At 46.0% G+C, this 23,716-nt stretch carries 21 protein-coding genes; 11 read left to right on the top strand and 10 right to left on the bottom strand.

Translation table 11 applies throughout. The features are described from left to right. The 4 genes from FNE76_RS02490 to FNE76_RS02475 are packed head-to-tail and all read left to right on the top strand — an operon-like array spanning nucleotide 1 to nucleotide 5,685. Nucleotides 1-1,269: a TolC family protein gene (locus FNE76_RS02490; RefSeq protein WP_185962971.1), complete on the top strand. Its 1,269-nt coding sequence runs from the start codon at nucleotides 1-3 to the stop codon at nucleotides 1,267-1,269. Then, a complete protein-coding gene (locus FNE76_RS02485; RefSeq protein WP_120947924.1) occupies nucleotides 1,266-2,339 on the top strand; it encodes an efflux RND transporter periplasmic adaptor subunit in 1,074 nt (357 codons plus the stop codon). Before FNE76_RS02490 ends, FNE76_RS02485 begins: the two co-directional genes overlap by 4 nt. Beyond that, the gene (locus tag FNE76_RS02480) at nucleotides 2,339-5,401 is read left to right on the top strand and encodes an efflux RND transporter permease subunit (protein WP_162983062.1); all 3,063 of its coding nucleotides are present in this window, start codon (nucleotides 2,339-2,341) and stop codon (nucleotides 5,399-5,401) included. Before FNE76_RS02485 ends, FNE76_RS02480 begins: the two co-directional genes overlap by 1 nt. Next, nucleotides 5,401-5,685 carry a DUF3240 family protein gene (locus FNE76_RS02475; protein WP_120947926.1) on the top strand — a complete coding sequence of 95 codons (285 nt, stop codon included), beginning with the start codon at nucleotides 5,401-5,403 and terminating at the stop codon, nucleotides 5,683-5,685. Before FNE76_RS02480 ends, FNE76_RS02475 begins: the two co-directional genes overlap by 1 nt. 305 nt (nucleotides 5,686-5,990) lie before the next feature. Here FNE76_RS02475 and FNE76_RS02470 read toward each other — a convergent pair whose 3' ends face one another. Then, on the bottom strand, nucleotides 5,991-6,545 hold the full coding sequence (locus FNE76_RS02470) for a phosphorylase family protein (protein ID WP_120947927.1): 555 nt from the start codon (nucleotides 6,543-6,545) through the stop codon (nucleotides 5,991-5,993). An 83-nt stretch (nucleotides 6,546-6,628) separates the two neighbouring features. Between FNE76_RS02470 and rsmA the strand changes: the two genes are divergently transcribed. The 7 genes from rsmA (at nucleotide 6,629) to rlmN (ending at nucleotide 14,666) form a co-directional block, all read left to right on the top strand. Further along, nucleotides 6,629-7,516, top strand: coding sequence for a 16S rRNA (adenine(1518)-N(6)/adenine(1519)-N(6))-dimethyltransferase RsmA (rsmA, locus tag FNE76_RS02465; RefSeq protein ID WP_120947928.1), 888 nt, complete (start codon nucleotides 6,629-6,631; stop codon nucleotides 7,514-7,516). Further along, on the top strand, nucleotides 7,509-9,488 hold the full coding sequence (locus FNE76_RS02460) for a ribonuclease J (RefSeq protein WP_120947929.1): 1,980 nt from the start codon (nucleotides 7,509-7,511) through the stop codon (nucleotides 9,486-9,488). The genes rsmA and FNE76_RS02460 overlap by 8 nt, the downstream gene beginning before the upstream one ends. A gap of 83 nt (nucleotides 9,489-9,571) precedes the next feature. Continuing rightward, nucleotides 9,572-10,543: a peptide-methionine (R)-S-oxide reductase MsrB gene (gene msrB / locus FNE76_RS02455; RefSeq protein ID WP_120947957.1), complete on the top strand. Its 972-nt coding sequence runs from the start codon at nucleotides 9,572-9,574 to the stop codon at nucleotides 10,541-10,543. Further along, a complete protein-coding gene (locus tag FNE76_RS02450; protein WP_120947930.1) occupies nucleotides 10,543-11,508 on the top strand; it encodes a KpsF/GutQ family sugar-phosphate isomerase in 966 nt (321 codons plus the stop codon). The genes msrB and FNE76_RS02450 overlap by 1 nt, the downstream gene beginning before the upstream one ends. Before the next feature lie 9 nt (nucleotides 11,509-11,517). Continuing rightward, nucleotides 11,518-11,757 (top strand): DUF2443 domain-containing protein, encoded by a 240-nt coding sequence (locus tag FNE76_RS02445; protein WP_013890678.1) that lies wholly within the window; start codon nucleotides 11,518-11,520, stop codon nucleotides 11,755-11,757. A gap of 9 nt (nucleotides 11,758-11,766) precedes the next feature. After that, a complete protein-coding gene (glmS, locus tag FNE76_RS02440) occupies nucleotides 11,767-13,581 on the top strand; it encodes a glutamine--fructose-6-phosphate transaminase (isomerizing) (RefSeq protein ID WP_120947931.1) in 1,815 nt (604 codons plus the stop codon). Next, entirely contained in the window at nucleotides 13,578-14,666 is a 1,089-nt protein-coding gene (gene rlmN, locus FNE76_RS02435; protein WP_120947932.1) for a 23S rRNA (adenine(2503)-C(2))-methyltransferase RlmN, read from the top strand. Before glmS ends, rlmN begins: the two co-directional genes overlap by 4 nt. On the opposite strand, the gene FNE76_RS02430 is transcribed toward rlmN, so the two are convergent. From FNE76_RS02430 to FNE76_RS02390, 9 genes are all read right to left on the bottom strand, one after another. Further along, complete coding sequence (locus FNE76_RS02430) at nucleotides 14,650-15,420, bottom strand: hypothetical protein (protein WP_120947933.1); 771 nt, start codon at nucleotides 15,418-15,420, stop codon at nucleotides 14,650-14,652. The two genes, rlmN and FNE76_RS02430, sit on opposite strands and share 17 nt — an antisense overlap. Nucleotides 15,421-15,422: 2 nt before the next feature. Beyond that, a complete protein-coding gene (locus FNE76_RS02425) occupies nucleotides 15,423-17,525 on the bottom strand; it encodes a tetratricopeptide repeat protein (RefSeq protein ID WP_143928360.1) in 2,103 nt (700 codons plus the stop codon). After that, nucleotides 17,525-18,382 (bottom strand): rod shape-determining protein MreC, encoded by an 858-nt coding sequence (locus FNE76_RS02420; protein ID WP_120947936.1) that lies wholly within the window; start codon nucleotides 18,380-18,382, stop codon nucleotides 17,525-17,527. Before FNE76_RS02420 ends, FNE76_RS02425 begins: the two co-directional genes overlap by 1 nt. A gap of 8 nt (nucleotides 18,383-18,390) precedes the next feature. Beyond that, complete coding sequence (locus tag FNE76_RS02415; RefSeq protein WP_006016944.1) at nucleotides 18,391-19,428, bottom strand: rod shape-determining protein; 1,038 nt, start codon at nucleotides 19,426-19,428, stop codon at nucleotides 18,391-18,393. A gap of 20 nt (nucleotides 19,429-19,448) precedes the next feature. Continuing rightward, entirely contained in the window at nucleotides 19,449-20,756 is a 1,308-nt protein-coding gene (gene clpX, locus FNE76_RS02410; RefSeq protein WP_120947937.1) for an ATP-dependent protease ATP-binding subunit ClpX, read from the bottom strand. Beyond that, the gene (gene lpxA, locus FNE76_RS02405; RefSeq protein WP_120947938.1) at nucleotides 20,753-21,559 is read right to left on the bottom strand and encodes an acyl-ACP--UDP-N-acetylglucosamine O-acyltransferase; all 807 of its coding nucleotides are present in this window, start codon (nucleotides 21,557-21,559) and stop codon (nucleotides 20,753-20,755) included. The genes clpX and lpxA overlap by 4 nt, the downstream gene beginning before the upstream one ends. Next, nucleotides 21,556-22,038, bottom strand: a complete 483-nt coding sequence (fabZ, locus tag FNE76_RS02400; protein ID WP_120947958.1) for a 3-hydroxyacyl-ACP dehydratase FabZ — start codon at nucleotides 22,036-22,038, stop codon at nucleotides 21,556-21,558. Before fabZ ends, lpxA begins: the two co-directional genes overlap by 4 nt. 85 nt (nucleotides 22,039-22,123) lie before the next feature. Continuing rightward, on the bottom strand, nucleotides 22,124-22,672 hold the full coding sequence (locus FNE76_RS02395) for a YbhB/YbcL family Raf kinase inhibitor-like protein (RefSeq protein ID WP_120947939.1): 549 nt from the start codon (nucleotides 22,670-22,672) through the stop codon (nucleotides 22,124-22,126). An 86-nt stretch (nucleotides 22,673-22,758) separates the two neighbouring features. Then, nucleotides 22,759-23,715: an NAD(P)-binding domain-containing protein gene (locus FNE76_RS02390; protein WP_143928359.1), complete on the bottom strand. Its 957-nt coding sequence runs from the start codon at nucleotides 23,713-23,715 to the stop codon at nucleotides 22,759-22,761. Between the last annotated feature and the right edge of the window lies 1 nt (nucleotide 23,716).

Here is a 23,716-nt window from a genome sequence, read left to right as displayed (position 1 = left end):
TTGTATCTCCAAATTCTTTGGCTAACTGCGGGTCTTTTAGCCAGCTTTTTAAGTGCTAAAACCTTTTCTGTAGAGGAATTTTTCAAGCGAGTCGAGCATAACTCTATGGAATTAATCCAAAAAAAGGCCGAGTTTATTAGCCTTTTGGAGGAGCAAAAATCCACCAATGCTTGGGATTTTCCCTTTATATCCAATGAAACCTCTATGGTGCGTAACTTCCAAGGTATCGCTGAGGCCCAGCCTCGAACCGTGTTGATGATCAAACCCAAACTCCCATGGGTTAGCCGTCTGCTTGCCCAAAGCCTCTCTATTAAAAATGTGCAATACCGCAAGAGTTATGAATTGAGCCGCAATCTTGCCTTTATTGGGGCTAAACGCCTCTACCTGAATTACATTTTAAACATTGAAAAACACAATATTTACGCCCGTCGCGAACAGATTTTTTTATCCCAGCTCAATGCTGCCCAGCGCAAAGTTGAAGCAGGGAGCATGTCTGAAAAGGACTATATCAACTTTAAAAATTCCTACTTGGAGTCCAAATTAGCCAAAATCAACATGGAGACCTTGATCATCAATCAAGAAAAAACGCTCAACACCATGTTAGCCATTGTGCATCCTGTCGTCTCCAAAAATGCCGATTTTAGCACTTTTTTAGACAAAGATCATCTCATCAAGATTCCGGGTTTGCAATTTGAATATGTCCGCATTGGGGAGTATGGCTTACAGCGAATCTTGGATCATTCCTTGTATGTGGAAGTGCTGGACTTGAGCGCAAAAGATTATAAAGTGAATGCGAATCTGGCTAATCGAGATGTCTTCAAAAACTTTGAATTTGGTTTGGGGGCGGAGAGTTATAACTCGGCGACCAATTTTTCCATTGAGTTTAATATCCCCCTGCCCGTTACGCCTAAAAATATCCACTTGAAACGCAAGTTTTTGGCCCTAGAAAATGGTACGCGGGCTAAAAATGTAGTGATGAAACGCAACATAGGGATCAACGCCCATGCCTACCTCAACCAGCTCCAGACCAAAGAAAAATACATGAAAATCCAAATTGAAGCCATCGACAACAAAGCAAAGCTGATGGAGATGGGGCGCATTGCCTATGAAGCCCAAAAAATCGGGCTCTTTGAATATTTGATCTATCAAAACTCTTATATGGACGCGCTGATCGCTTTGGCAGAGGCTAAGATCGAATATGTGGATATCACTGCGCTTTTAGAAGAGACACTAGGCCAGACTTTCACACGTATTAGGGGACCCCAGTGAAAATCTGGGTCTGCTTGTTGCTCTTTTTGGGAGCTTTGGGAGCTTTGGGGGCTTATGATGAAATCGTTTTGACCCAAAAACAGATTGATAGCTTGGGGATTAGTGTCGTGCCTTTGGATAAGAAATTTGGCACAAGGGGCTTGCCCTTTAACGCCGTGATTGATTTTAATAACTCTAACCCTAAGCACACGGTGATTCAAAGCTTGAGTTTTAACGCCACTGTGGTGGCCATTTACAAAAGCGAGGGAGAATATGTCAAAAAGGGCGATCTCATCTGTGAGATTAGCTCCATTGATTTGAGTAACCTTTACTTCCAATTACAAAATAGCCAAAACAAGCTCAAGGTTGCCCTAGATGTGAGCTCCAAAGACTACAAGCTCTATAAACAAGGCGTGATCGCAAAAAGAGAGTATCAAAATAGCCATTTGATCAGCGAAGAGATGCGCCTAAGGGTGCGCCAACTAGAAGACACTTTCCGCAACTTTGGGATTGACCCAAAACGCCCGATGGGGCTTTATGGCTTTAAGATCATTGCACGCAATAGTGGTATTTTATCCATTGCCCCCAAAGTGCTGGGAGAAAAAATCCTCCCTTTCACCACCTACATCCGCATCGCTGAAAATAACGACTTGATCGCCCGAATCAAATTGCCCGTCAGTCTCTCTAGGTACATCAAAAAAGGCTCGCATGTGTTAGACGCGTTGGGGAATAAAATTGGGGTGATTCAGAGTATCTCTGTGGTGCTGGATCGCAACTCTAACACCATTTTAGCCACCGCCTTTATTGATGCACATAATTACCATGTGGGTGAGGTGGTGGATATTTACATTGAGGGGATCAAGCCTAAAAACTCTTTGATCGTCCCCTCTAGTGCGATTATCCGCAATGATCAAGATTACTTGATGTTTGTGCGCACACCCAAGGGCTTTATGCCCACCCCTGTGCAAATTATTGAGGAACGCACCCGCGTTTTTGTGATTAGCAATAAAAATATCGACCCGCATGCCAAAGTTGCGGCAGGAGCACTGGTGAGCCTGAAGGGCATTCTCAATAATCTAGGTGATGATTGATGTTGGCTCCCATCATTGAGTTTTCTCTGCGCCAACGCTTGATTATCCTCATCTGTGCCTTTTTGCTTTTGCTCTCTGGGCTGTATGCCTTTTTCACCACCCCTGTTGATGCCTTCCCTGATATGTCCCCCACCCAAGTTAAGATCATCTTAAAGCTTCCGGGTAGTTCGCCCGAGGAGATGGAAAACAATGTGGTGCGCCCCCTAGAACTGGAGTTGCTAGGCTTAAAAGGGGAAAAATCCTTGCGGAGCACTTCTAAATACGCCATTTGTGACATCACAATTGACTTTGAAGATGGCATGGATATTTACCTAGCGCGCAATATTGTCAATGAAAAACTCGCCCTTGTGATGCCAGATTTACCCCCAGAGGTGGATGGAGGCATTGCCCCCATTGTAACCCCGTTATCTGATATTTTCATGTTCACCATTGATGGGAATTTGCCCGAGGTGGAAAAACGCCAGCTCTTAGACTTTGTGATCCGCCCCATGCTAAGAACGATCCCGGGGGTGGCTGATGTCAATTCTATTGGAGGGTTTAGCCGTGCCTTTGTAGTGATCCCCGATTTTAATGACATGGCAGGCTTGGGCATCTCCATTAGCGATTTGGAAAATACACTTAGAGCCAACTTGAGCAATAGCGGGGCTGGGCGTGTGGATCGCGATGGGGAGACCTTTTTAGTCAAAATCCAAACCATGGCACTCACCCCCAAAGAGATCGGGGATATCGCCATCTCAACCAAAATGGGTTTTTTGCACATCCGCGATTTTGCTAAGGTGGTGGTGCATTACCGCACCCGCTTAGGGTTTGTTACCAAAAATGGCATTGATGAAACCACAGAGGGGCTTGTGCTCTCCTTGAAAGGGGCAAACTCCAGCGAAATTATCAAGCAGGTGCGCCAAAAACTCGATCAAGACATCAAGCCCTTATTGCCCGCAGGCGTGCATACCCATGTCTTTTACGATCGCTCAGAATTTACCCAAAAGGCTATTGATACCGTAACCCAAACCCTTATAGAGGCGGTCGTGCTGATTGTGATCACCTTGTTTTTATTCTTGGGTAATTTCCGCGCCAGCGTGGCGGTGGGGGTGATCTTGCCCCTAAGTCTGAGCGTGGCTTTTATCTTAATTAAACTCAATGGGATCACGCTCAATTTAATGAGTCTGGGCGGGCTCATCATTGCCATTGGCATGCTCATCGACTCGGCAGTGGTTGTGGTAGAAAATGCCTTTGAGAAATTAAGCCACAACCGCACCACCACTAAGTTACACACGATATATCGCTCGTGTAAAGAAATTGCGGTCTCAGTGGTGAGTGGGATCATCATCATCATTGTCTTTTTTACGCCCATTTTGTCTTTAGAGGGCATTGAGGGCAAGATGTTCCGCCCCCTAGCCTCTAGTATTGTCTTTGCCCTACTAGGCACTTTGGTGCTCTCTATCACGGTGGTGCCCGTGATTAGCTCGATGGTGCTCAAAACCCAGCCCCATAAAGAAACCTACCTCACACGCTTTTTCTATTTTATCTACACTCCCGCTTTGCGTTTTGCCTTAAAAAACCCCAAAACCATGCTCTTAGGCGCATTGATCTTTCTAGCTGGGAGTCTCTCGCTCTTCCCCTTTGTGGGCAAGGCGTTTATGCCTAGCCTAGATGAGGGAGATAGCGTGCTGAGTGTGGATAGCGTGCCCTCTATCTCACTCAATCAGTCTAAGGATTTGATCTTGCGCATTGAAAAGACCATTAGAGAGAATGTCAAGGAAGTCAAAGCAATCGTGGCGCGCACGGGCTCGGATGAACTGGGGTTGGATTTAGGAGGGTTGAATCAAACCGATATGTTTATCTCCTACATCCCCAAAAAAGAGTGGAGTGTCAAAACCAAACAAGAGCTTTTAGATAAAATCCTAAAGGTTTTGGAGGATTACAAGGGGATTAGCTTTGCCTTCACCCAGCCCATTGAAATGCGTATCTCAGAGATGCTCACGGGTGTGCGGGGCGATTTAGCCATTAAGATTTTTGGGAATAGCATTGATAAGCTCAATGAGTTGAGCGCGCAAATTGTGGAGGTGATTAGGGGGGTTAGGGGCTCTAGTGAGGTTTTTACGGCTCTTAACAAAGGACTAAACTACCTTTACATCACCCCCGATCGGGATGCGATGGCTAACGTGGGGATCACCAGCGATGAATTTGCTAAGTTTCTTAAATCTGCCTTAGAGGGGATCATTGTGGAATTTATCCCAACGGGTATCTCAAGAACTCCTGTCATTATCCGCCAAAAAGAGGACATCTCCACCAATATTACCCTCATCAAAAGTTTAGAGATGACCTCCAAGCGTGGGATTGCCGTGCCCATCACCTCCATTGCCACCATTACAGAAGTGGATGGTCCCGTGGCGATTGCGCGGGAAAATAGTACGCGCATGAGCGTGGTGCGCTCTAATGTTGTGGGGCGGGACTTGGGCGGATTTGTAGATGAGATCAAGGCTAAAATTGCCCAAAAAGTGCAACTCCCCCCCAACTACTACATCACCTATGGCGGGCAGTTTGAAAACCAAGAACGCGCCAACAAACGCCTATCCACGGTGATCCCCATTAGTATTGTGGTGATCTTCTTTATTTTATTTTTCACCTTCAAAAGCGTGCCTCTCTCGTTACTCATTTTGCTCAATATCCCCTTTGCCATCACTGGTGGGCTCATCGCCCTTTTCTTAACCCAAGAATATATTTCTGTGCCTGCCAGCGTGGGCTTTATCGCTCTCTTTGGGATTGCCGTTTTAAATGGCGTGGTGATGATTGGGTATTTTAGAGAACTCTTAAATCAGGGTAAGAGCGTAGAAGAATGTGTGTTTGAGGGGGCGTTGCGGCGTTTGCGCCCCGTTTTAATGACTGCTTGCATTGCGGGCTTGGGGCTCATCCCCTTGTTGCTCTCCCATGGCGTGGGCTCTGAGGTACAAAAACCCCTAGCCATCGTGGTTTTAGGCGGGCTTGTAACTTCTAGCATTTTAACGCTTTTGCTCTTGCCCCCGATGTTTATGCTGGTGGCCAAAAAAATCAAGGTCGTTTGATGGTGATCTTAGAAGTCTATGTGGATATGAAACTCAAAGACATGATTGTGGACTATCTCTTAGAGCATGGCTATGATTACTTTTACTTTTTTGAGTGCTTTGAGTACGCGGCTATTTCTTTGTTAAAGAGTGAAAAAGAGCAGGTCAGCGGGCGTAAGGACTATGGCTTGTTTAAACTCTACCTTGAAGAGGAGCAGGCAGATAGTCTAGCTCAAGAATTGCAAACCTTGAGCCAAGAGATCGCGCTCTATCTCTTGCCCGTCTCTAGGGCTCTACGCCATTAGTATTGCTATTTTTCAACTTATTTAGCCCCATCACAACGGAAAGATTGCGCTGGGAATGATGTGTTGGAGAATTTTAGGACGGCAACATCAGGAGTTTTTGGGGTAGACCCAGCCCCCCGCTTATGACAAGCGGGGATAGCTCTTAGTCTTGTTTGTTGCTGTTGTTGCAACTATTGTTGTTTTGGTTGCTGTTGTTGCAACTATTGTTGTTTTGACTATTGCTATGGTTGTGGTTGCTACAGCTATTGTTGTTGCTATTCATAACTATCTCCTTTCTAAGATTTTGGAAGATTACACCTCCGTGCTCAAGTATAACACAAGTTACCTTGCGCAACCCATGCTTGTAACTTGGCGCAGGCCTTAGCGTGGTTTTCTAAAAACTGGGCATGGGCATTTTGATCAGCCCGATTGGTGGTGCAAAAAATCCCAAAGCTGGGTAGATTAAACGCTCTAGCCACGCTTAGGACGCTAAAAAATTCCATATTTTCTAGTGCAATCCCAAAATGGCACATGTGTCTTGCAAACTCCGCATTTGTGTGGATATAATTACTCGAATTGACCTTGATGGGTGGCAAATCTAGAGCTTCAAAGTCATTTGTTTGGATTTCTAGGGCATTTTCTATAGGTGTGTAGCTGTGTTGGGTAACAAAACTCTCTTCAATTTGGAAGGCGTGGGCACTTTTATACAAAGATAACAAAGGTAGATCAAAATCATAGGTCCCTGCACTCCCAATAAAGATTAAAGAGGCCGGTTTTTCTAGTAAGCACAGACGACTCAGCTCCAAAGCACTTTGCACCAAACCCACCCCGATACTTTTGGCAAAACTAAAACTCTCCATTTTCCCGGCACACACAAACATGCTAATCCTTATCATTTTCTTTATTTTACCACTTTTAAGCTAGCCTGTGCTAGAATGCGCCTCAAAGGTTTAAAGTTAGGAAGATGGCACTTTTAGGGCAACACTTTTTACATGATGCCCGCTATTTAGAACAGATTTTGCAATCCATCCCCTATGAGCACTTTGGTGATCATGTGCAAATGGTAGAGATAGGGGTTGGCTTGGGAGATCTCACCACCAGACTTTTAGGGAGACTACCTAAGGGTCTGTTAGCCTATGAAGTGGATAGCAAATTGGCTCAGAGGTTAAAGGTTTGCCTAACACCCTCTTTGTTGGCGCGTTTAAAACTCGTGGTGGGCGATGTGATGGAACGCAAAAGGGTTAAAGATGGATCACAGCAGGAAAAATACCAAGTGGAACTTTTTAAAGGTTACCCCCTTGCCCTGTCTGCTTGGGGATTCTTGCATGATGGACCCTATTTCTTGGTCTCTAATCTCCCCTACTACATCGCCACACCCATCATCACCCAAGCACTTAGGGACTCTCTATGTTTAGGAATGGTCGTGATGGTGCAAGCGCAAGTGGGCATTAGATTTTGTGCGTCAAGTGGCAGTAGCGATTATGGAGCTCTAAGCGTGTTGGCCTCTAGTGTGTGCAACCAGCGATCCTTGCTCTTTGAAGTGCCTCCTAGTGCCTTTAACCCCCCGCCCAAAGTGCAATCGGCTGTGATTCGCTTGCTCAAAGCCCCTTTGGGTCCTGATTTTGGTGCACCTTCTTTGGAGGTCTTAGAAAGCGTGCTTAAGATTTGCTTTAAAGCCAACCGCAAGACTCTTTTTAACAACCTCAAAAGCACCTACTCCTCAGAGTGGGTGCAAGCATTCTTTGCCAAGCACCAGCTTAATCCCACTCTTAGACCCCACCAGCTAAACCCTATCCACTATCTAGGCTTGGCACATCTCTCCCAAAATTTCACAGGAGAACAACATGGATAATCCTTCCAAAGATAATCCCCCCAAAGTTAATTTGAGCAAAGAGTCCGCACAACCCCACCCCAACACGCACAAACCCAAGAACAAGAATTTTGGGGAATTTGGGCGCAAAAACCGCATCAAGCATGGCAGGAAACAAGCGGGCAACCCGGCTATGAGTCATCCGCACATGCAAGAACAAGAGGGCGTTAAAAACATCACAAAAGCCAACGAGCGGGGGAATTTGGGCTTTCATAAGGAATTAAAGCAGGGCGTGGAGACCAACCACAAAATCCACATCAACCACCTAAACCCCCATTACAAATTAGACCTCAATGTCAAGGCACGTGTCAAGATCACACCCTTAGGCGGTTTGGGTGAAATTGGCGGGAACATGATGGTCTTAGAAACCATGCAACAAGCCATTATTATTGATGTGGGGATGAGTTTTCCCAGCGAGGACATGCATGGCGTGGATATTTTGATCCCTGATTTTAGCTATTTACACAGCATCAAGGATAAGATCGTGGGCATTTTGATCACCCATGCGCATGAAGATCACATCGGAGCGGTGCCCTACTTGTTTAAGGAATTACAATTCCCCCTTTATGGCACACCCTTAAGTTTGGGGATGATCGGGAATAAATTTGATGAACATGGACTAAAAAAGTTCAAAAGCTATTTTAAGATCGTGCAAAAACGCCAGCCTATTGAGATCGGGGAGTTCATCGTGGAGTGGATTCACATCACCCACTCCATCATTGATGCCAGCGCGCTAGCGATTCAAACCAAAGTGGGCACGATCATCCACACGGGCGACTTTAAGATCGACCATACCCCCGTGGATAATATCCCCACGGACCTTTACCGCCTCGCCCACTATGGCGAACAAGGGGTGATGTTGTTGCTCAGTGATAGCACCAACTCTTATAAACCCGGGATCACCCCCTCTGAGAGTAGCATTGGTCCCGTGTTTGAAAATCTTTTCAAGAATGCCAAAGGGCGCGTGATCATGAGCACCTTTTCTTCTAATATCCATCGGGTGTATCAGGCGATCCAACATGCCATCAACCACAACCGCAAAGTCGCTGTGATCGGGCGTTCCATGGAGAAAAACCTAGACATTGCTAGGGAGTTGGGCTATATCCACCTGCCCTTTAAAACCTTCATTGAAGCCCATGAGGTCGAAAAACTCCAAGATCATGAAGTGTTCATTGTTACCACGGGCTCACAAGGGGAAACCATGAGTGCCCTTTATCGCATGGCAACTGATGAGCACCGCCACATTAGCATTAAGCCTAGCGATCTCATTATCATTTCGGCTAAAGCCATTCCGGGGAATGAAGCCAGTGTGTCTAGCATTCTAAACTTGTTGATGAAAAAAGAAGCCCAAGTGGTTTATCAAGCCTTTGATGTTCATGTCAGCGGGCATGCCGCCCAAGAGGAACAAAAGTTGATGTTGCGCCTCATCAAGCCTAAATTTTTCTTGCCCGTACATGGGGAGTATAACCATGTCGCCAAACACAAAGAAACCGCGATTGCGTGTGGCGTACCTGAAAAAAATATCTACCTCATGGAAGATGGCGATCAAGTGGAGGTCAATCCCAATTTTATGCGCAAGGTTAAAAGCGTGAAAAGCGGGAAAAGCTATGTGGATAACACCAATAATGTGAGTATTGAGCAAAAGATTGTCCAAGAACGCTTGGAGATCGCCAGTGCGGGCTTTTTAAGTGCCGTCCTCTTTATCTCCAAAGAGGGGCAGGATTTAATGCCCCATTCCAAGATCACCAGTGTGGGGATCGCCAATCTCAAAGAGGAGCGTGCCTTTGTATCTGAATTGCAAGGCTCATTGGGATTGCACATCAAAGCCTTGCGCCAAGATGTCTTGAACAATAACAAGAGCCTAGATGAGAGTGTGCGTAATTTTATCCGCAAGGCTCTTTTCAAGCACACCAAGAAATATCCGGCTATTGTCAGCCATGTTTTTGTGCATTAGGGGTTACCATGCGCGCGATTCTCTTGTGGCTCTTGTGCCTTGTCCCTCTTGGTTTATTTGCTAAAACCCATCAGGAGAAACCTATGCAACATACGATTTATTTAGCGGGGGGGTGTTTTTGGGGGCTGGAAGCCTATATGGAACGCATTTATGGGGTCAAAGATTCTCTAGTGGGCTATGCCAATGGCAAGAGCGATCAGACCAATTACCATGAACTACACAACACCGATCATGCCGAAACCGTCAAAGTTACCTTTGATCCCGCTCAAATTAGTTTGGATAGACTCTTACTTTATTATTTTCGAGTCATTGATCCGACCAGCATTGATAGACAAGGCAATGATCGCGGTAGGCAGTACCGCACCGGGATTTACTACACCGATCCCAAAGATCGCCCCATCATCGCCCAAGCCCTAGAGCAACTACAAAAACACTACCAACAAAAAATCCAAATTGAGCTAGAACCCTTGAAAAACTTTGTGGTGGCTGAGGAATACCATCAGGATTATTTGAAAAAGAATCCGGGAGGTTATTGCCATATTGATTTGAAAAAAGCTAATGAGCCCTTGATCGATCCCAATGACTACCACAAACCCAGCGATGGTGAGCTCAAAGCCAAGCTTAGTGTCCTGCAATACCAAGTTACCCAAGAAAGCCATACAGAACGCCCCTTTGATAATGAATATGACAAACTCTTTAAACCGGGCATTTATGTGGATATCACCACAGGCGAACCGCTCTTTTTAAGCACCGATAAATTTGATAGCGGTTGTGGGTGGCCTGCCTTTAGTAAGCCCATTGCTAAGGATGTGGTTAATTACCACGATGATACGAGCTTAAATCGCTTGCGAACTGAAGTGCGTAGCCGTGTAGGCAAGGCGCATTTAGGGCATGTTTTTGAAGATGGTCCCAAAGAGTTAGGCGGTTTGCGCTATTGCATCAATAGTGCTGCCTTGAAATTTGTACCCTTAGAGGACATGGAAAAAGAGGGTTATGGCTATTTGATCCCCACTCTCAAGGCTGCCATGCTCAAGCGTGAGGTGCGTCAAAAATAATGCTAGATTATGCCAGCCACGCGCGCCACACCCTAGAGCTACAAGCCAATGCGCTTTTAAAGGCTATGGGGGCACTGAGTAACCCCATTCTAGAGCCCATAATCCACGCCCTAGCCGGTGCACCTTTGGTCGTGGTGATGGGGGTTGGCAAGAGTGCGCATGTGGGGCACAAGATTGCGGCTACGATGACTAGCACGGGCACAAAGGCGATCTTTTTGCACCCCACAGAGGCAATGCATGGAGATATGGGGATTGTGGGGAGTCAAGATGTCATCTTGGCCATTAGCTATGGGGGCGAGAGTGTGGAATTGCTCGATGCCTTGCGGGTAATTCCCTACAAAACTTTGATTGCCATGAGTAAAGATTCGCAAAGTTCTTTGGGCAAACTGGCCACCTATCATTTAAAGCTAGAAATTGAGCAAGAAGCCTTCCACCTTGTGCCGACCACTTCTAGCACTTTAAGTTTAGCTCTGGGTGATGTGTTGGCGGTGTGCTTGATGGCCCATAAGAACTTCCAAAAAGAAGATTTCGCACTCACCCACCCGGGGGGGTTACTGGGCAAACAATTACGCTTGCAAGTTAAGGATGTTTATCGTACCCAAAACCTGCCCTTAGTGGGCGTAGATTGTTCTTTGCACCAAGCCTTGTTGTGCGCTAATGATAAGGGCTTGGGCAATGCCCTGCTCTTGGATCGAGAGCAAAGGTTGGTGGGCGTGCTCAGCGATGGGGATATCCGCCGCGCTCTGCTCCAGCCCGCAAGTTTTGATCTCAATGCCCCGGCCAAAAATTTTGCCACCCTAGAGCCTAAGTGTATCGATAACCCCCACATGCCCTTAATCCAAGCTCTAGAGTTCATCGAAACCCACCAAATCTCGCTATTAATCGTACTAGACACCCAACAAAGGGTGCTAGGTGTGTTGCACCTACACACACTTTTAGCCCTAGGGCTTAGCAAACCCACTTAAAGAGGAAACATGTTTGAAAAATTGGAACTTATCATTAAAAATATTGAAAATTCCAAAGAAGAGATTGAAGTGCTCTTAAAGATCGCCAATATCAGCTTGGGTGATTTTATTTTGATGAAACGGGGGAGCTTAGACATCCCCGACACGCTCAACATGGCCTTTTACACCCAAATTGGCGAGCATGTGGAGGAGTTAAAGGAGCACATTAACGCGCTCAACAAATACAAACGCGAAATGCTGGTATTTTAGGGGATTGCCATGTGTGGGATTGTTGGTTATATTGGCAAGCAAGAAAAAAGAGCCCTTTTGATTGCAGGACTCAAAGAGTTGGAGTATCGGGGCTATGATAGTGCCGGGTTAGCCACTTTGGAGAAGAAATGTCCGGTGCTAGAGATTTATAAGACCGATGGGAAAATCAATGCGCTGGAGAATCTGACTCAGGATTTCACTTCAAAGGGAGAGGGTGTTGGAATCGCCCACACGCGTTGGGCAACCCATGGTAAACCTAGTGCCACCAACGCCCACCCACATGTTTATGCAGGTAGTGCGATTGTGCATAATGGGATTATTGAAAATTACGCCACCCTCAAAGAAAAATTGCAAAAAAAGGGGCATGTTTTTAGTAGTCAAACCGATAGTGAGATCATCGCCCATTTATTTGAAGCCCAATTGCAAGCCCAGAACCTGCAAAGTGCACCCACCAAAGAACAGGCTTTACAAGCCTTCCAAAAAACTATCGCCCAGCTAGAGGGGGCATATGCGATTTTGCTCATCAACACCCATTTTCCCACTTGTATTTTTTATGCCAAAGAGCGATCGCCCTTGCTCATAGCTCTTGCCAAACAAGGTATCTTTTTTGCCAGCGCGCCCAGTGCCCTAAGCCAAGCTAGCCAGATGGTGCGCCTAGAGGATGGGTCTATAGGCGTGCTGGATTTGCACACGCCCTTTAAGCTGGAGGATTTAGGTACGCCTTCTGCCGTGATCCAAGATAGCACACAGAGCGATTTAGAGGGCTTCCAGACACTTATGCAAAAAGAGATTTATGAGCAATATAAAGTGCTCACATTGCTAGGACGAATCAAAGCCCAACGGGTGCATTTAGAACTCCCCAAAGGATTTTTAGAGAATCTATCGTGTTTGAGTGTAGTTGCATGCGGATCGAGCTACCATGCGGGTTTGGTGGGCAAATACTTGATTGAAGACCTAGCCCAGCTTAAAGTGCAGGTTGAATTAGCCAGTGAATACCGCTATGCCCACTTTGCCACCCAAGCCAAAGAACTTCTGATCGCCATTTCTCAAAGTGGGGAGAGTGCGGATACCCTAGAGGCTTTAAAGTTGGCTAAAAGTTTGGGCCTAAACACGCTTGCCATTTGTAACACGCAAAATTCCACCATGAGTGCTTTAGCGCATGCCACCCTTTTAACCCATGCGGGTTTGGAACGCAGTGTAGCCTCCACAAAAGCCGTTGTGAGTCAAATTTTAACGCTGTGGCTCTTGGCCCTAGAGTTAGGGCACAAGCGATTGTCCAAGCAAGCCTTGCAAGAGCAAATCCAAGCCCTGCATGCGAGCATGCAAGCAATCCAAGATGCCCTAGAATTGCACCCCCAAATCCAAATTTTAAGCGCGCAGATTTTAAAGCAAAACCCCAAGGGGTATTTTTTCATGGGTAGGGGGGTGTTTTACCCCCTAGCCCTAGAGGGTGCGCTCAAGCTCAAGGAATTAGCCTATGTGCATGCGCAAGGTTATGCCAGTGCAGAGATGAAACATGGACCCATTGCCCTAGCCGATTGCAGTTTATTGAGCATCGCCCTTTTGCCCCAAAATCTCCTCTTCTCCAAGAATCTAAGCAATGTTGAGGAGTTACGCGCCCGCGACGGACTCATCTTTGCCATTAGCCCCACGCCTATTGATAACGCCACCTTCCAAATCCAAACCAAGCCCTACCCACACTACATGCCTGAATTTTTTAGCATGCTCGTGGTCTTGCAACTCTTTGCGCTAGAGATGGCGCAACTCAAGGGATTAGATGTGGATAAACCCCGCAATCTAGCCAAAAGCGTTACGGTGGAATGAGTTTGAAATCCTCTTTATACGGACTCCCTTTAGAGGAACTCAAAAGTTATTGTGCCCAACACAATTTCAAGCCCTTTGTGGCTAAACAAATCTTTAGTTGGCTTTACCAACGCTATGTCTCTAGTTTTGAGGCGATGCACAATCTCCCCAAGGGCTTTAGACAACAAGCCATGCAAGATTTTGATCTAGGCACGCTAGAGGCAGTTGCTCATGAGTGCAGTGCCGATCAAAGCCAAAAATACTTGTTTAAAACCCCCGATGATCACACCTTTGAGAGTGTCTTTATGGTGATGAAAGACAAACAATTTGGTGGTCATGGGCAATTAATCGCCCAAGAAAAGCTGACCTTTTGTTTGAGTTGCCAAATTGGTTGCAAGGTGGGCTGTGTGTTTTGCGCAACCGCTAAGGGGGGCTTTGTGCGTAATTTATCAGCCACTGAGATCGTGCAACAAGTGGTGTATCTCAAACGCGATCACAATTTAGAACCCACGAAGGGGATTAATTTAGTCTTTATGGGCATGGGCGAACCCTTGCATAATTTTGAACAAGTCGTGCGCGCCATCCAGATTTTAAGTGATCCAGCAGGACTAAATATTGCCCCTAGACGCATCACCATCTCCACAAGCGGGGTTACACCGCTCATTGATGCGTTGGGCGCGCTCAATTTGGGCGTGCAATTGGCGATCTCTTTGCATGCGGTCAATGATATTTTACGCTCCAAATTAATGCCTATTAATAAAACCTATAACATCCAAGCCTTGATTGATGCCATCAGGCGTTTTCCTTTAGACACCCGCAAACGCATCATGTTTGAATATCTCGTTTTAAAAGATCTTAACGATGGCTTAGAGCATGCTAGGGCGTTGTTAAAATTGCTCAATGGACTGAGAGCTAAGGTCAATCTCATCCCCTATAATCCCATGCCAAATAGCCCCTTTGAGCGTCCCGATCCAGAAAAAGTGCAAGCTTTTGCGGACTTTTTGAATCAAAAGGGTTTGCTTTGCACAATCCGCATCTCTAAGGGGCTAGACATCAGTGCGGCTTGCGGGCAACTGCGTGAAAAACGGCTTAAGGAGCATGGATAAAATATTGGCAACGATAAAAGCGTTCGCCCAGTTTCGGATCGGTTAAAAGTGCATGCAAGCCATCGCGTTTCAAGGGCTTGGCATTGCCCAGTTGCTTATAAAGTAATTTTTCTCTGCGTGTATTGATATGGGGGGCTAGGCGTTTGAAAAAGGGGCTTTTTAGCAAGGCTTGTTTTTCTGGGTAGGTGTTGCAAGCACTCACTAGATCTTGCAAGAGGATTAAAACCCGCGCTTTTTTTTGGTTGATGGTAGCATAATGTTTGTTGAGCACGCTAAAGTAGTGGTTTTGCAAGCGGATACAGCGTTTTTGCTCGTCTGTTTTGATTTTAAGCTGGGCTCCTAGTTCATTGAAAAGATCGTTTTTGGCACAGTCGTTTAACTTCGCATGGAAAGTCTCGGGTGTGTTTGCCTTGTCTTTGCGTTTTTGCTCGCTATCTTTAACCTCTTGGAGTAAGTCGCTTCTTTGGATTTCAACCCCATTCACCGCCGTGCCCCTAATGTCTTGGGAAGACAAGCCCACATCTTGTTCGATAGGGTGTCCTGAAGGATCTTCAAACATTGGTGGCTCTAAGCGAGTGTAGTAAAGCACTTCTTGGGATTGGCGATCGCCATTGATGGGATCATCCCCAAATTGGTCTAACTGGTTTTGGTTATCTTGGGAAAGGGAGGAAAAAAACATGGGCAAAAACATCCCCATGCACCCCAAAAACCCCAAAAGAACAAGGCTTAAAAATGCCACATACACCAAACGCATGCCTACCCCAAAAGTTGCTCTAAGTATTTTACCACTAAATCCGCGCTTTGCTTAGCTTTGATTTTTTGGGTGATCACGCGCAAGATCGATCGCTCCTCTAGCATGGTTTGTAGCCGATCGGGACTTTGCCAGAGTTTTAAGAGTTCTAGGGCTTTGCCCACGTAATCCTTAGGGCTAAAGGCGATCACGCTCTGGGCTTCTTGGTGGTAATAGCGTTGGTAATCCTCTAGACTGATGGCATGTGCAACGCAAAGTTCTTGAATGGCAGGCATGTGGGTGCGCACAAAGGCATTAAAATTTTCTTGGCGTGCTTGGGGCGTGCTCTCTGAGAGGGTTAAGACCAGTTTATTTTTAGCACTAAACTCCGCCTTGCTCTCGCCTTGTTGCATGGGGAAAGTATCTAAGAACAAATCGATCACATGCCCATACAAATGTGCATCTACATAGCCCACAAATTTAAAGCGTTCCAACAAAGAGGGCGGGAGACTGTGTTTTTGGATGAGTTGCTCTAATTTTTCTTGGATGGCTTGGTTAGGACCAATCCCGCATGCCAAATACACGCTTTGGGGCACTTGGTGCAGGATTTCTAACACACTGTGCAAAAACTCTAGGCTATCTAGTTTAGTGAGTCGCCCAATTGTACCCAAAATCAGCGCATCGGGATTAGACACATAAAACGAACGGGTTTTTTTAATGAGGTGTTGGCTATAGGCATCTAGAGGGGGGTTATAAAAAAAAGAGAGCATAGGGACAAAAATACCCAGATAGGGCAGATTTGACTCGCTATAAGCCCCTATGGTGGGTGCAATGTGGGTCATATAACCCTCTAGAGTATCCAAGTGATAAGCCTTGTTGCCATGGCTATAGTAAATTTGCACCGCACTGGAACGGGTGGCAAGCAAAAAATCACTGATCCCATAGCCATTATTGGGGCTAATCAAAACACGCACTTGGTGGGCATGGAGCAATTCTTTTAGCCTCAAGGCTTTTTCTAGGTGGCTTTGATAGAAGGCATCGCCTGTTGGGAGGGTGATGAGCTCAATCCCGCCCTCAAAGCTAGCCCACTCGCCCAAATTTTGCAACAACGCGATCGCTTGGGGGTCATTGGGGCTTTTTTCATCATAGTCCATGCTAAAGACCTTGATTTTAAAGCGTGCGCTAAAGGCAGGGTGCTTGGTGAGCATCGCCATTAGCGAACATTCCACCTTGAAGGGTGAGTTTTCCACCAAGCGATCCCGCAAAATACCAATCACAATGGGCGTGCTACGATCCAAGCAATAAGGGTAGCTTTTGGCGTGCGAGGCTAGGTATTGCTGGAAGAGTCGGGGGTAGTGCTTGGAGGCGATCAAAGTGATATGGGTATTAAAATCCTCCCATTGCGCCTCATCACTAAAGGCATTCCCACACACATGGTAGATGAGAAATTGCAAAAATAGGGCATGATCTAGGGCATTTGCCTCCAAAAGAGCCATAAATAAAACTTTGTAAGTTCCATAGAGTCCTAACCATTCTTTAGAGGCGAAAAAATGCGGGACATTCCAAAGCAAATGTAATTGGGCGTTTAAAATGTTGCGTTGGGTCTTGTGATTGTGGGCTAAAAAGTAGGCAGGGTTTAAGAGCTTGTCAAGCACGCATTTAGGTGTGCTAAAGGGGACTTTTAATCTTGTAAAAAGATCGATTATCAAGGCATTGTAGTGGCATAAAAAGGCACTATCTTGCAAACAAAGTTGTTCGGTTAAAAAGTGCAACGCCTCTAATTTTGCCCCGCTCATCAACTTGGCAATGCAAGCCAGCTCAAAAAACATGCGTGTCTCGATTGGGTTGTTGCTAGCTTGCATGGCTTGCTGGGCGAGGCTAAAATAGCGTTCAAAGTCCATATCTAGGGCGATCATATCTGGAATCAACAAGCCCAAATACAAATATTTGATTCCCAACACCTCACCTTTTTTAAACAAGTGGAGGGCTTTAGAAGTGAAAACCTTAAAAATTTCTAGTTGTTTGTCTTGGGGGATGGGTGTATCTAGCAACGCATCTAAACTATTTTCTAAAAAAAATGCGCCCTCGCTCAAGAGCAAATCTTGGTAAAAACGCGCAAAATCTGGCATTATGGCATACTCACTAAGGTGGTGTAAAAAATCATCTGATCGAGGGGATCGACTTGGAGCAAGGCTCTTTTATAAAGGTAGTGATCTTCTATGCTGGCGACTTTGCCGACATAAATTCCCGTGCTAAAGATGTGATCCATGCCACTGGTAAAAACGGGGTCTCCCACTTGGATGGGCGCATAGGCGGGCAAAAAGCTCACATAGGTATTAAACGACTCGCTGGTGATAAAACCATAATAGACTTTCCCGCCATTTTTAACCATCACACTATAGCTAGTCTGCGGATCACCATGCAAGAGTCCCACAAAACGCCCATCTCTTTGCACAGCAATCCCTATGGTGCGGTTAAATGCCACCATGCCCAAAATCTGATCTTTGGGATAGGAGGCTTTGACATCTAAGAGTAACTGGTGGGTATCGCCCAACTTGGCAAAGCCATAAACCCGCGTGAGTGTAAAAAGCGGAGAGGGGATCAAGGCCGACTCTAGGGGGATTGTACAAACATGTGGGTTTTTAGTGGTGTTAGAAAGGAGGGCGGACAGATTTGAGGTGTTGGGCGCATAGGTCTTTTGGAGATTTTCTAAATTGTCAATCGCCACCATTAGAGCTTTGTTTTTGCTGATGAGGTCAGCATAGGCCAATTTGAGATCGCGATAATCTTGTAGTTGTTGCTGGTAATCCTCAATCATTTGGGCTTGCTGGAAGTGCTTTTGGTAGCCCAAAACAAAATAATCTTTGGTGTTTAAAAAAAAGACTTTGATTTTATCGCTTAAATAACTGCTAGAGCCACGGATGTCTAGCAAATACAAGATAGTGAAGAAAACGCCTAAAACTAAAATGCCCCGCTTACCAACCAAACTTGATCCTACAAATCCCCTAGACTGCTCAATAAATCTAAATCTTCAATGGCTTTACTTGTGCCCCTAGCCACCGCTAAAAGTGGTTCTTCGCCCACAAAAACGGGCAACTTGACAATATTGCTCAAATATTTATCTAGCCCACGAATCAAAGCCCCCCCACCTGTGAGCACAACCCCATTTTCCACAATATCCCCAGCCAAGTCGGGCTTAACCTCTTCTAAAACAGATTTTAAGGCGTTGCTGATCTCTTTAATCTGTTCCTTGATCGCCTCTCTAACATCTTCGCTATTGAGCTCAATGGTGTTTAAAATCCCGCTCACTTGATCGCGTCCGCTGACTTCCATTTTTAAAGGGGGATCTAGTTCAATGGCGGACCCAATGGCGATTTTAATTTCCTCGCCCGTGCGCTCCCCGATCTGCAAGTTGTAGGTTTTGCGGACATAATCTACAATGCTAGCATCTAACTTATTACCCGCCACACGGATACTCTTACTCACCACCAACCCCCCAAGACTAATCACCCCAATTTCTGTTGTGCCCCCGCCAATGTCCACAATCAAGCTCCCTTGTGGGTCTTTAACCGGCAAGCCCGCCCCAATGGCTGCAGCCATGGGCTCCTCAATCAAAAACACCTCTCTAGCTCCCGCACTCATTGCACTCTCTTTAACCGCCTTGCGCTCCACGCTGGTTAGCCCATAGGGCACGCATACCATGATTCGGGGGCGGATCAAGGATTTGCGTTTGTGGGCTTTTTCAATAAAATAACGAATCATTTTCTCGGTGATGTCAAAATCAGCAATCACCCCATCTTTCATGGGGCGAATGGCTTGCACGCCAGCAGGCGTTTTGCCAATCATCTCCTTAGCCTCGCTCCCCACCGCTAACACCTCTTCCATGCGGTCGTATTTGTTGAGTTTGACGGCGACAATGGAAGGCTCGTTGATGATGATACCCTGTCCCTTGACAGATACCACGGTATTAGCCGTGCCTAAGTCAATCGCTACATCGTGAGAAAAGACACCGATTATTTTATCTAGGATCATGAAACTCTTTCTTTTGGATTTTAAGAGGGCATCAACAAGGGCTTATTTTTTTTGATCAACAAGGGCTTTTCCTGCTTGAGCACGCACTCTTTAGTGATGATAACCTGATAGTCCTTGAGACTGGGCAGATCAAATCTAACATCTAAAGTGAGATCCTCCATGATGGCTCTTAAGCCTCTAGCCCCGACTTTGCGTTTGATGGCTAAATTGGCAATCTCTTCTACAGCATCTTCTTCAAACACCAATTCCACATCGTCCATTTTAAACAGCTCTTGGTATTGTTTGATGAGGGCGTTTTTGGGTTTTTGCAAAATATCGATCATCGCCTCTTTGGAAATGGGTTTGAGTGCGGAGATCACGGGCAAACGCCCAATTAGCTCGGGGATCAAACCATAGGAGATCAAGTCTTCTGGTTCTACAAGGTGCAAAATATCCTCAAGTTGTTCTTTGGTCTTTTTTTCGCTCCCAAAGCCTAAGACATTGCTATGCACGCGTCTTTTAATGATGTCAATGATCCCATCAAATGCCCCGCCACAGATGAATAAAATATTGGTCGTATCAATTTGCACAAAATTTTCATTAGGGTGTTTGCGCCCGCCTCTAGGGCTCACATTCACCACCGCCCCCTCAATGATCTTTAAAAGAGCTTGTTGCACGCCTTCCCCAGACACATCGCGCGTGATGGAGCGATTCTCTGAGAGTCGGGCGATCTTGTCAATCTCATCAATAAAGACGATCCCGCGTTGGGCGCGCTCTACATCCCCATCGCTAGCCTGTAACAAGCGCGTAAGGATATTCTCCACATCCTCGCCCACATAACCTGCCTCAGTTAGGCTAGTCGCATCGCTAATGGCAATGGGCACATTTAAAAAGCGCGCTAGGGTTTGTGCCATCAAGGTTTTACCACTCCCCGTGGGTCCTACTAAGAGGATATTAGATTTGGAAATCTCCACCTCTAGGGCGGTGCTTTCCGTGTGCTTTTCTTGGTAATTGAGCCGTTTGTAGTGATCATAGACGGCAACGCTTAAAACCCTCTTAGCCTCCTCTTGCCCGATCACATAGTTATCTAGTGCTTCTTTGAGCGTGCTAGGGGAGGGGATCAAAGCCATGGAGGGGGTTTTGCTTGGGGGGAGCATGCCCCCAATGTGATCGAATTTGCGCGTGTGCAGAGTGGGCAATTCTGCGTGGAGTTCCTTATAAAGATATTCTACACAATATTCACAAATGTGGGTGTCTTTGCCAGATTTGCGCGAAGAAAAAACCAAGCGACGGTGGTGGTGCAAGGTGCTTTCGGGCTTATTGCAAAAACTACAATAACGGGTATTCATGTTGCCTCCTCATCTTGGAAGTATCCCTCTTTAATGGCAATGCCCCGATTGCTTTGCAAAACAAAATTACAAATCTCTTGGGCATGTGGGTTATCTGGGTATTGCTCTAAAATTTTAAGCGCATTGTTGCGGATCGAAGTATCTTTGAGATCAAAGAGTTTTTTATAAAGGACGCTGATAAAGTCAATCTCGCTTCTTTCTAAGAGTTTGCGCATGCGGTATCTGTTTAGCCCTCTAATGAACGCTCGGTTGCCCTCAGCATTGCAATAAGGGGGGACATCTCTACCCAAAGCACTCGCCCCAGCGACCATGCACCCTTTAGCGATCCTTGTGAATTGGTGGATTGCAGTCAATCCGCCAATATTGACATGATCGCCAATCTCAATATGCCCGGCTAAGGTTACCCCATTAGCCAAGATGCAATGATCCCCGATTTTGCAATCATGGGCAACATGCACATAAGCCATCAGTAAATTATGGTTGCCAATAATGGTTTGATTCCCCCCACCCTTAGTGCCCGGGTTAATCATGCAATACTCACGGATCAAATTATGCTCCCCAATAATGAGCTTAGAGGATTCGCCCTCGTATTTTAAATCTTGGGGGATTGTGCCTAAAGTGGCGTAAGGAAAAATAGTGGTGTGTGCTTTGATCGTGGTGATCCCTAGCAAAGTAACATTGTTGTAAAGTTCCACTCCCTCCTCTAGCACCACATCGGGTCCAATGACACAAAAATGCCCGATCTTAGCCGTGCTATGGATTTGCGCGCGCGGATCCACAATGGCACTAGGAGCGATATTCATGCCTTTTCCTCCTTGCGATCCACAATCATTGCTTTAAGTTCAGCTTCAGCGACAACTTTGTCCCCCACTTTGGACACGCCCGCTACCTGCCAAATCATGCCCTTGTGTTTTTGGACTGTCAAATGATAATGTAATTGATCCCCCGGGATCACCGGATTTCTAAACTTAACCCGATCAATAGTCATGAAATAGACGATTTTGGTACTAGCTACACCCGGATCAAATCCAAAGAGGCTAATAAAAGCCAGTAACCCTCCTGCTTGCGCCATGCCCTCCACAATCAGCACACCCGGATAAATGGGTTTGCCCGGGAAATGCCCCACGAACACCTCTTCGTTATAGGTGATATTCTTATATGCATGCACATCTTTAAAAGTCTCCAAGTGCACCACCCGATCCACCAACAAAAACGGGTAGCGGTGTGGGAGAATTTGACTGATCGCATGGATGTCAAAATCAAAGACAGAACCCTCTTGCATCTCCAACCCTTTTTTATTTTTCAGCACCACTTCAAATGTAAATAGCCCCCGATCCTAACATACCTAAGTTTAAAACCCAATGAGACTAACGCGCACGCATTTGGGGGTATTTGAACTCTACACGCCCCAAGCCTAAAATATGCCCACGCATGGCATCGTGTAAGTGGTTAATAAAAAAAGGAGGTTTTAGATCCAAATGCGCCACATCGAGGGCATAGACTTGAATTAAATAATGGTGATCGCGATCGGGGGGCATGGGTCCAATATAGTCGCTATTGTCTAGGTTGGAAGCCTGCTTTTGCTCTGGACTTAAAGAGGAGCGCCAATAGCCCTCTGTGAGCGAATTGATCCCTTGTAAAATGTTTTTGTCCTCTTTGGAAGCATTTTCAGGCAATTCAGTGCTCATAATGTTGCCCACCACCCAATGGATGAAGGGTTTGCCCATCACCGCGCTGGCATCATAATCCACGATCTCTAGGGCATAGCTCTTAGCTCCGGGCACTTTCTCCCAGCTAATTTTAGGGGATCGCTTGGGTAAGCCACGATCTAAAAACGCTACCTCTGCATTCCCCCCAAACTTAAGGTCCAAAAACCCCCGATCATCTGTTTTGATAAAAACTTTAAAAACCTGCATGTGTTCTCCTTGACTAAATTGGACTGAGCCTAACATTAAAATCCCAATAAAGAGTAGCCACCCCGCCCTAACTCGCGTTTTCAACACTAGGCTAATTGCTCTTTAAGCACTTGGGCGACATCAAAACCCGCATTCAGTCCGATCCCAATACTCGCCCCCGATTTATAAACGATGTCCCCTACGATGTACAGATGCTCGATATTGCTTTGGTGTTTATCATCCACAATGGGCAAGTTGGACGCATTTAAGGATACTTGGCATTTTCTCAAAAACTCCAAAGGCGTAGAACCCCCAATGGCAAATAAAATCCGATCATAGACTCCATGCGATCCGTCATTAAAATTCACTTGGATACGCCCCTCCAAAGCCTCTAGACCTTCAATATCCACGCCCAATTTTTGTTTGAGATTATGCGCAAAAGCCTCTTCTAGAGCACTTAAATTTTCCGCATTCACACGGCTAAAAGTCTTTTGCCTGTAATTTAAAGTGGTGTGGTTAGTGTTGGCTAGAGCAATGGCGTATTCCACGGCTGAATTGCCCCCACCCACCACCAACAATTCCTCCCGCTCCTTGCAATCATTGATCGTATAAACCACTTGGCGCATCACCCCCACTGGAATGGGATAAGAGGGGCGATTGGGTTGCCCCATTTTACCAATGGCGATCACCACAGCGCGCGCCTGCAAGATTTCATTGTTGCCCGTTACGACCTCAAAGAGATCGCCTTTTTTTTGCACGCTTTCAATGCCGCATTTGTAACGCACCTCTGTTTGGTGCTCCTCTAATGCCTTTTCAAAAACCGCTAAAGCCCCCTCTTTGTCCGTATCCACAAAGGGGATATGCCCCCTAATATCCACAACTTGCTTGCGGTAATCTTTATCCACCCTCTTATGCGCTTTGTAGTATTTGCGCAACATGCCACAACATTGTTCCTCTTTTTCGCACAACAAAACTTTATGGATTCCATTCAACTGGCACTCTACAGCGGTGGCAATCCCGCTAGGTCCTGCCCCCACGACCAACACATCGTAAATTGTAGTCATA

It is taken from the genome of Helicobacter mehlei (assembly GCF_007280785.1).
Taxonomy (GTDB): Bacteria; Campylobacterota; Campylobacteria; order Campylobacterales; family Helicobacteraceae; genus Helicobacter; species Helicobacter mehlei.
The sequence above is the reverse complement of the archived record's forward strand: the minus strand, read 5'-3'. Positions and strand labels throughout refer to the sequence as shown.

Coding starts and splice junctions, on each gene's coding strand:
- FNE76_RS02480 (WP_162983062.1), top strand. CDS start 2,339: ATGTTGGCTCCCATCATTGAGTTTTCTCTGCGCCAACGCTTGATTATC.
- FNE76_RS02475 (WP_120947926.1), top strand. CDS start 5,401: ATGGTGATCTTAGAAGTCTATGTGGATATGAAACTCAAAGACATGATT.
- FNE76_RS02470 (WP_120947927.1), bottom strand. CDS start 6,545: ATGTTTGTGTGTGCCGGGAAAATGGAGAGTTTTAGTTTTGCCAAAAGT.
- rsmA (WP_120947928.1), top strand. CDS start 6,629: ATGGCACTTTTAGGGCAACACTTTTTACATGATGCCCGCTATTTAGAA.
- FNE76_RS02460 (WP_120947929.1), top strand. CDS start 7,509: ATGGATAATCCTTCCAAAGATAATCCCCCCAAAGTTAATTTGAGCAAA.
- msrB (WP_120947957.1), top strand. CDS start 9,572: ATGCAACATACGATTTATTTAGCGGGGGGGTGTTTTTGGGGGCTGGAA.
- FNE76_RS02450 (WP_120947930.1), top strand. CDS start 10,543: ATGCTAGATTATGCCAGCCACGCGCGCCACACCCTAGAGCTACAAGCC.
- FNE76_RS02445 (WP_013890678.1), top strand. CDS start 11,518: ATGTTTGAAAAATTGGAACTTATCATTAAAAATATTGAAAATTCCAAA.
- glmS (WP_120947931.1), top strand. CDS start 11,767: ATGTGTGGGATTGTTGGTTATATTGGCAAGCAAGAAAAAAGAGCCCTT.
- rlmN (WP_120947932.1), top strand. CDS start 13,578: ATGAGTTTGAAATCCTCTTTATACGGACTCCCTTTAGAGGAACTCAAA.
- FNE76_RS02430 (WP_120947933.1), bottom strand. CDS start 15,420: ATGCGTTTGGTGTATGTGGCATTTTTAAGCCTTGTTCTTTTGGGGTTT.
- FNE76_RS02425 (WP_143928360.1), bottom strand. CDS start 17,525: ATGCCAGATTTTGCGCGTTTTTACCAAGATTTGCTCTTGAGCGAGGGC.
- FNE76_RS02415 (WP_006016944.1), bottom strand. CDS start 19,428: ATGATCCTAGATAAAATAATCGGTGTCTTTTCTCACGATGTAGCGATT.
- clpX (WP_120947937.1), bottom strand. CDS start 20,756: ATGAATACCCGTTATTGTAGTTTTTGCAATAAGCCCGAAAGCACCTTG.
- lpxA (WP_120947938.1), bottom strand. CDS start 21,559: ATGAATATCGCTCCTAGTGCCATTGTGGATCCGCGCGCGCAAATCCAT.
- fabZ (WP_120947958.1), bottom strand. CDS start 22,038: ATGCAAGAGGGTTCTGTCTTTGATTTTGACATCCATGCGATCAGTCAA.
- FNE76_RS02395 (WP_120947939.1), bottom strand. CDS start 22,672: ATGCAGGTTTTTAAAGTTTTTATCAAAACAGATGATCGGGGGTTTTTG.
- FNE76_RS02390 (WP_143928359.1), bottom strand. CDS start 23,715: ATGACTACAATTTACGATGTGTTGGTCGTGGGGGCAGGACCTAGCGGG.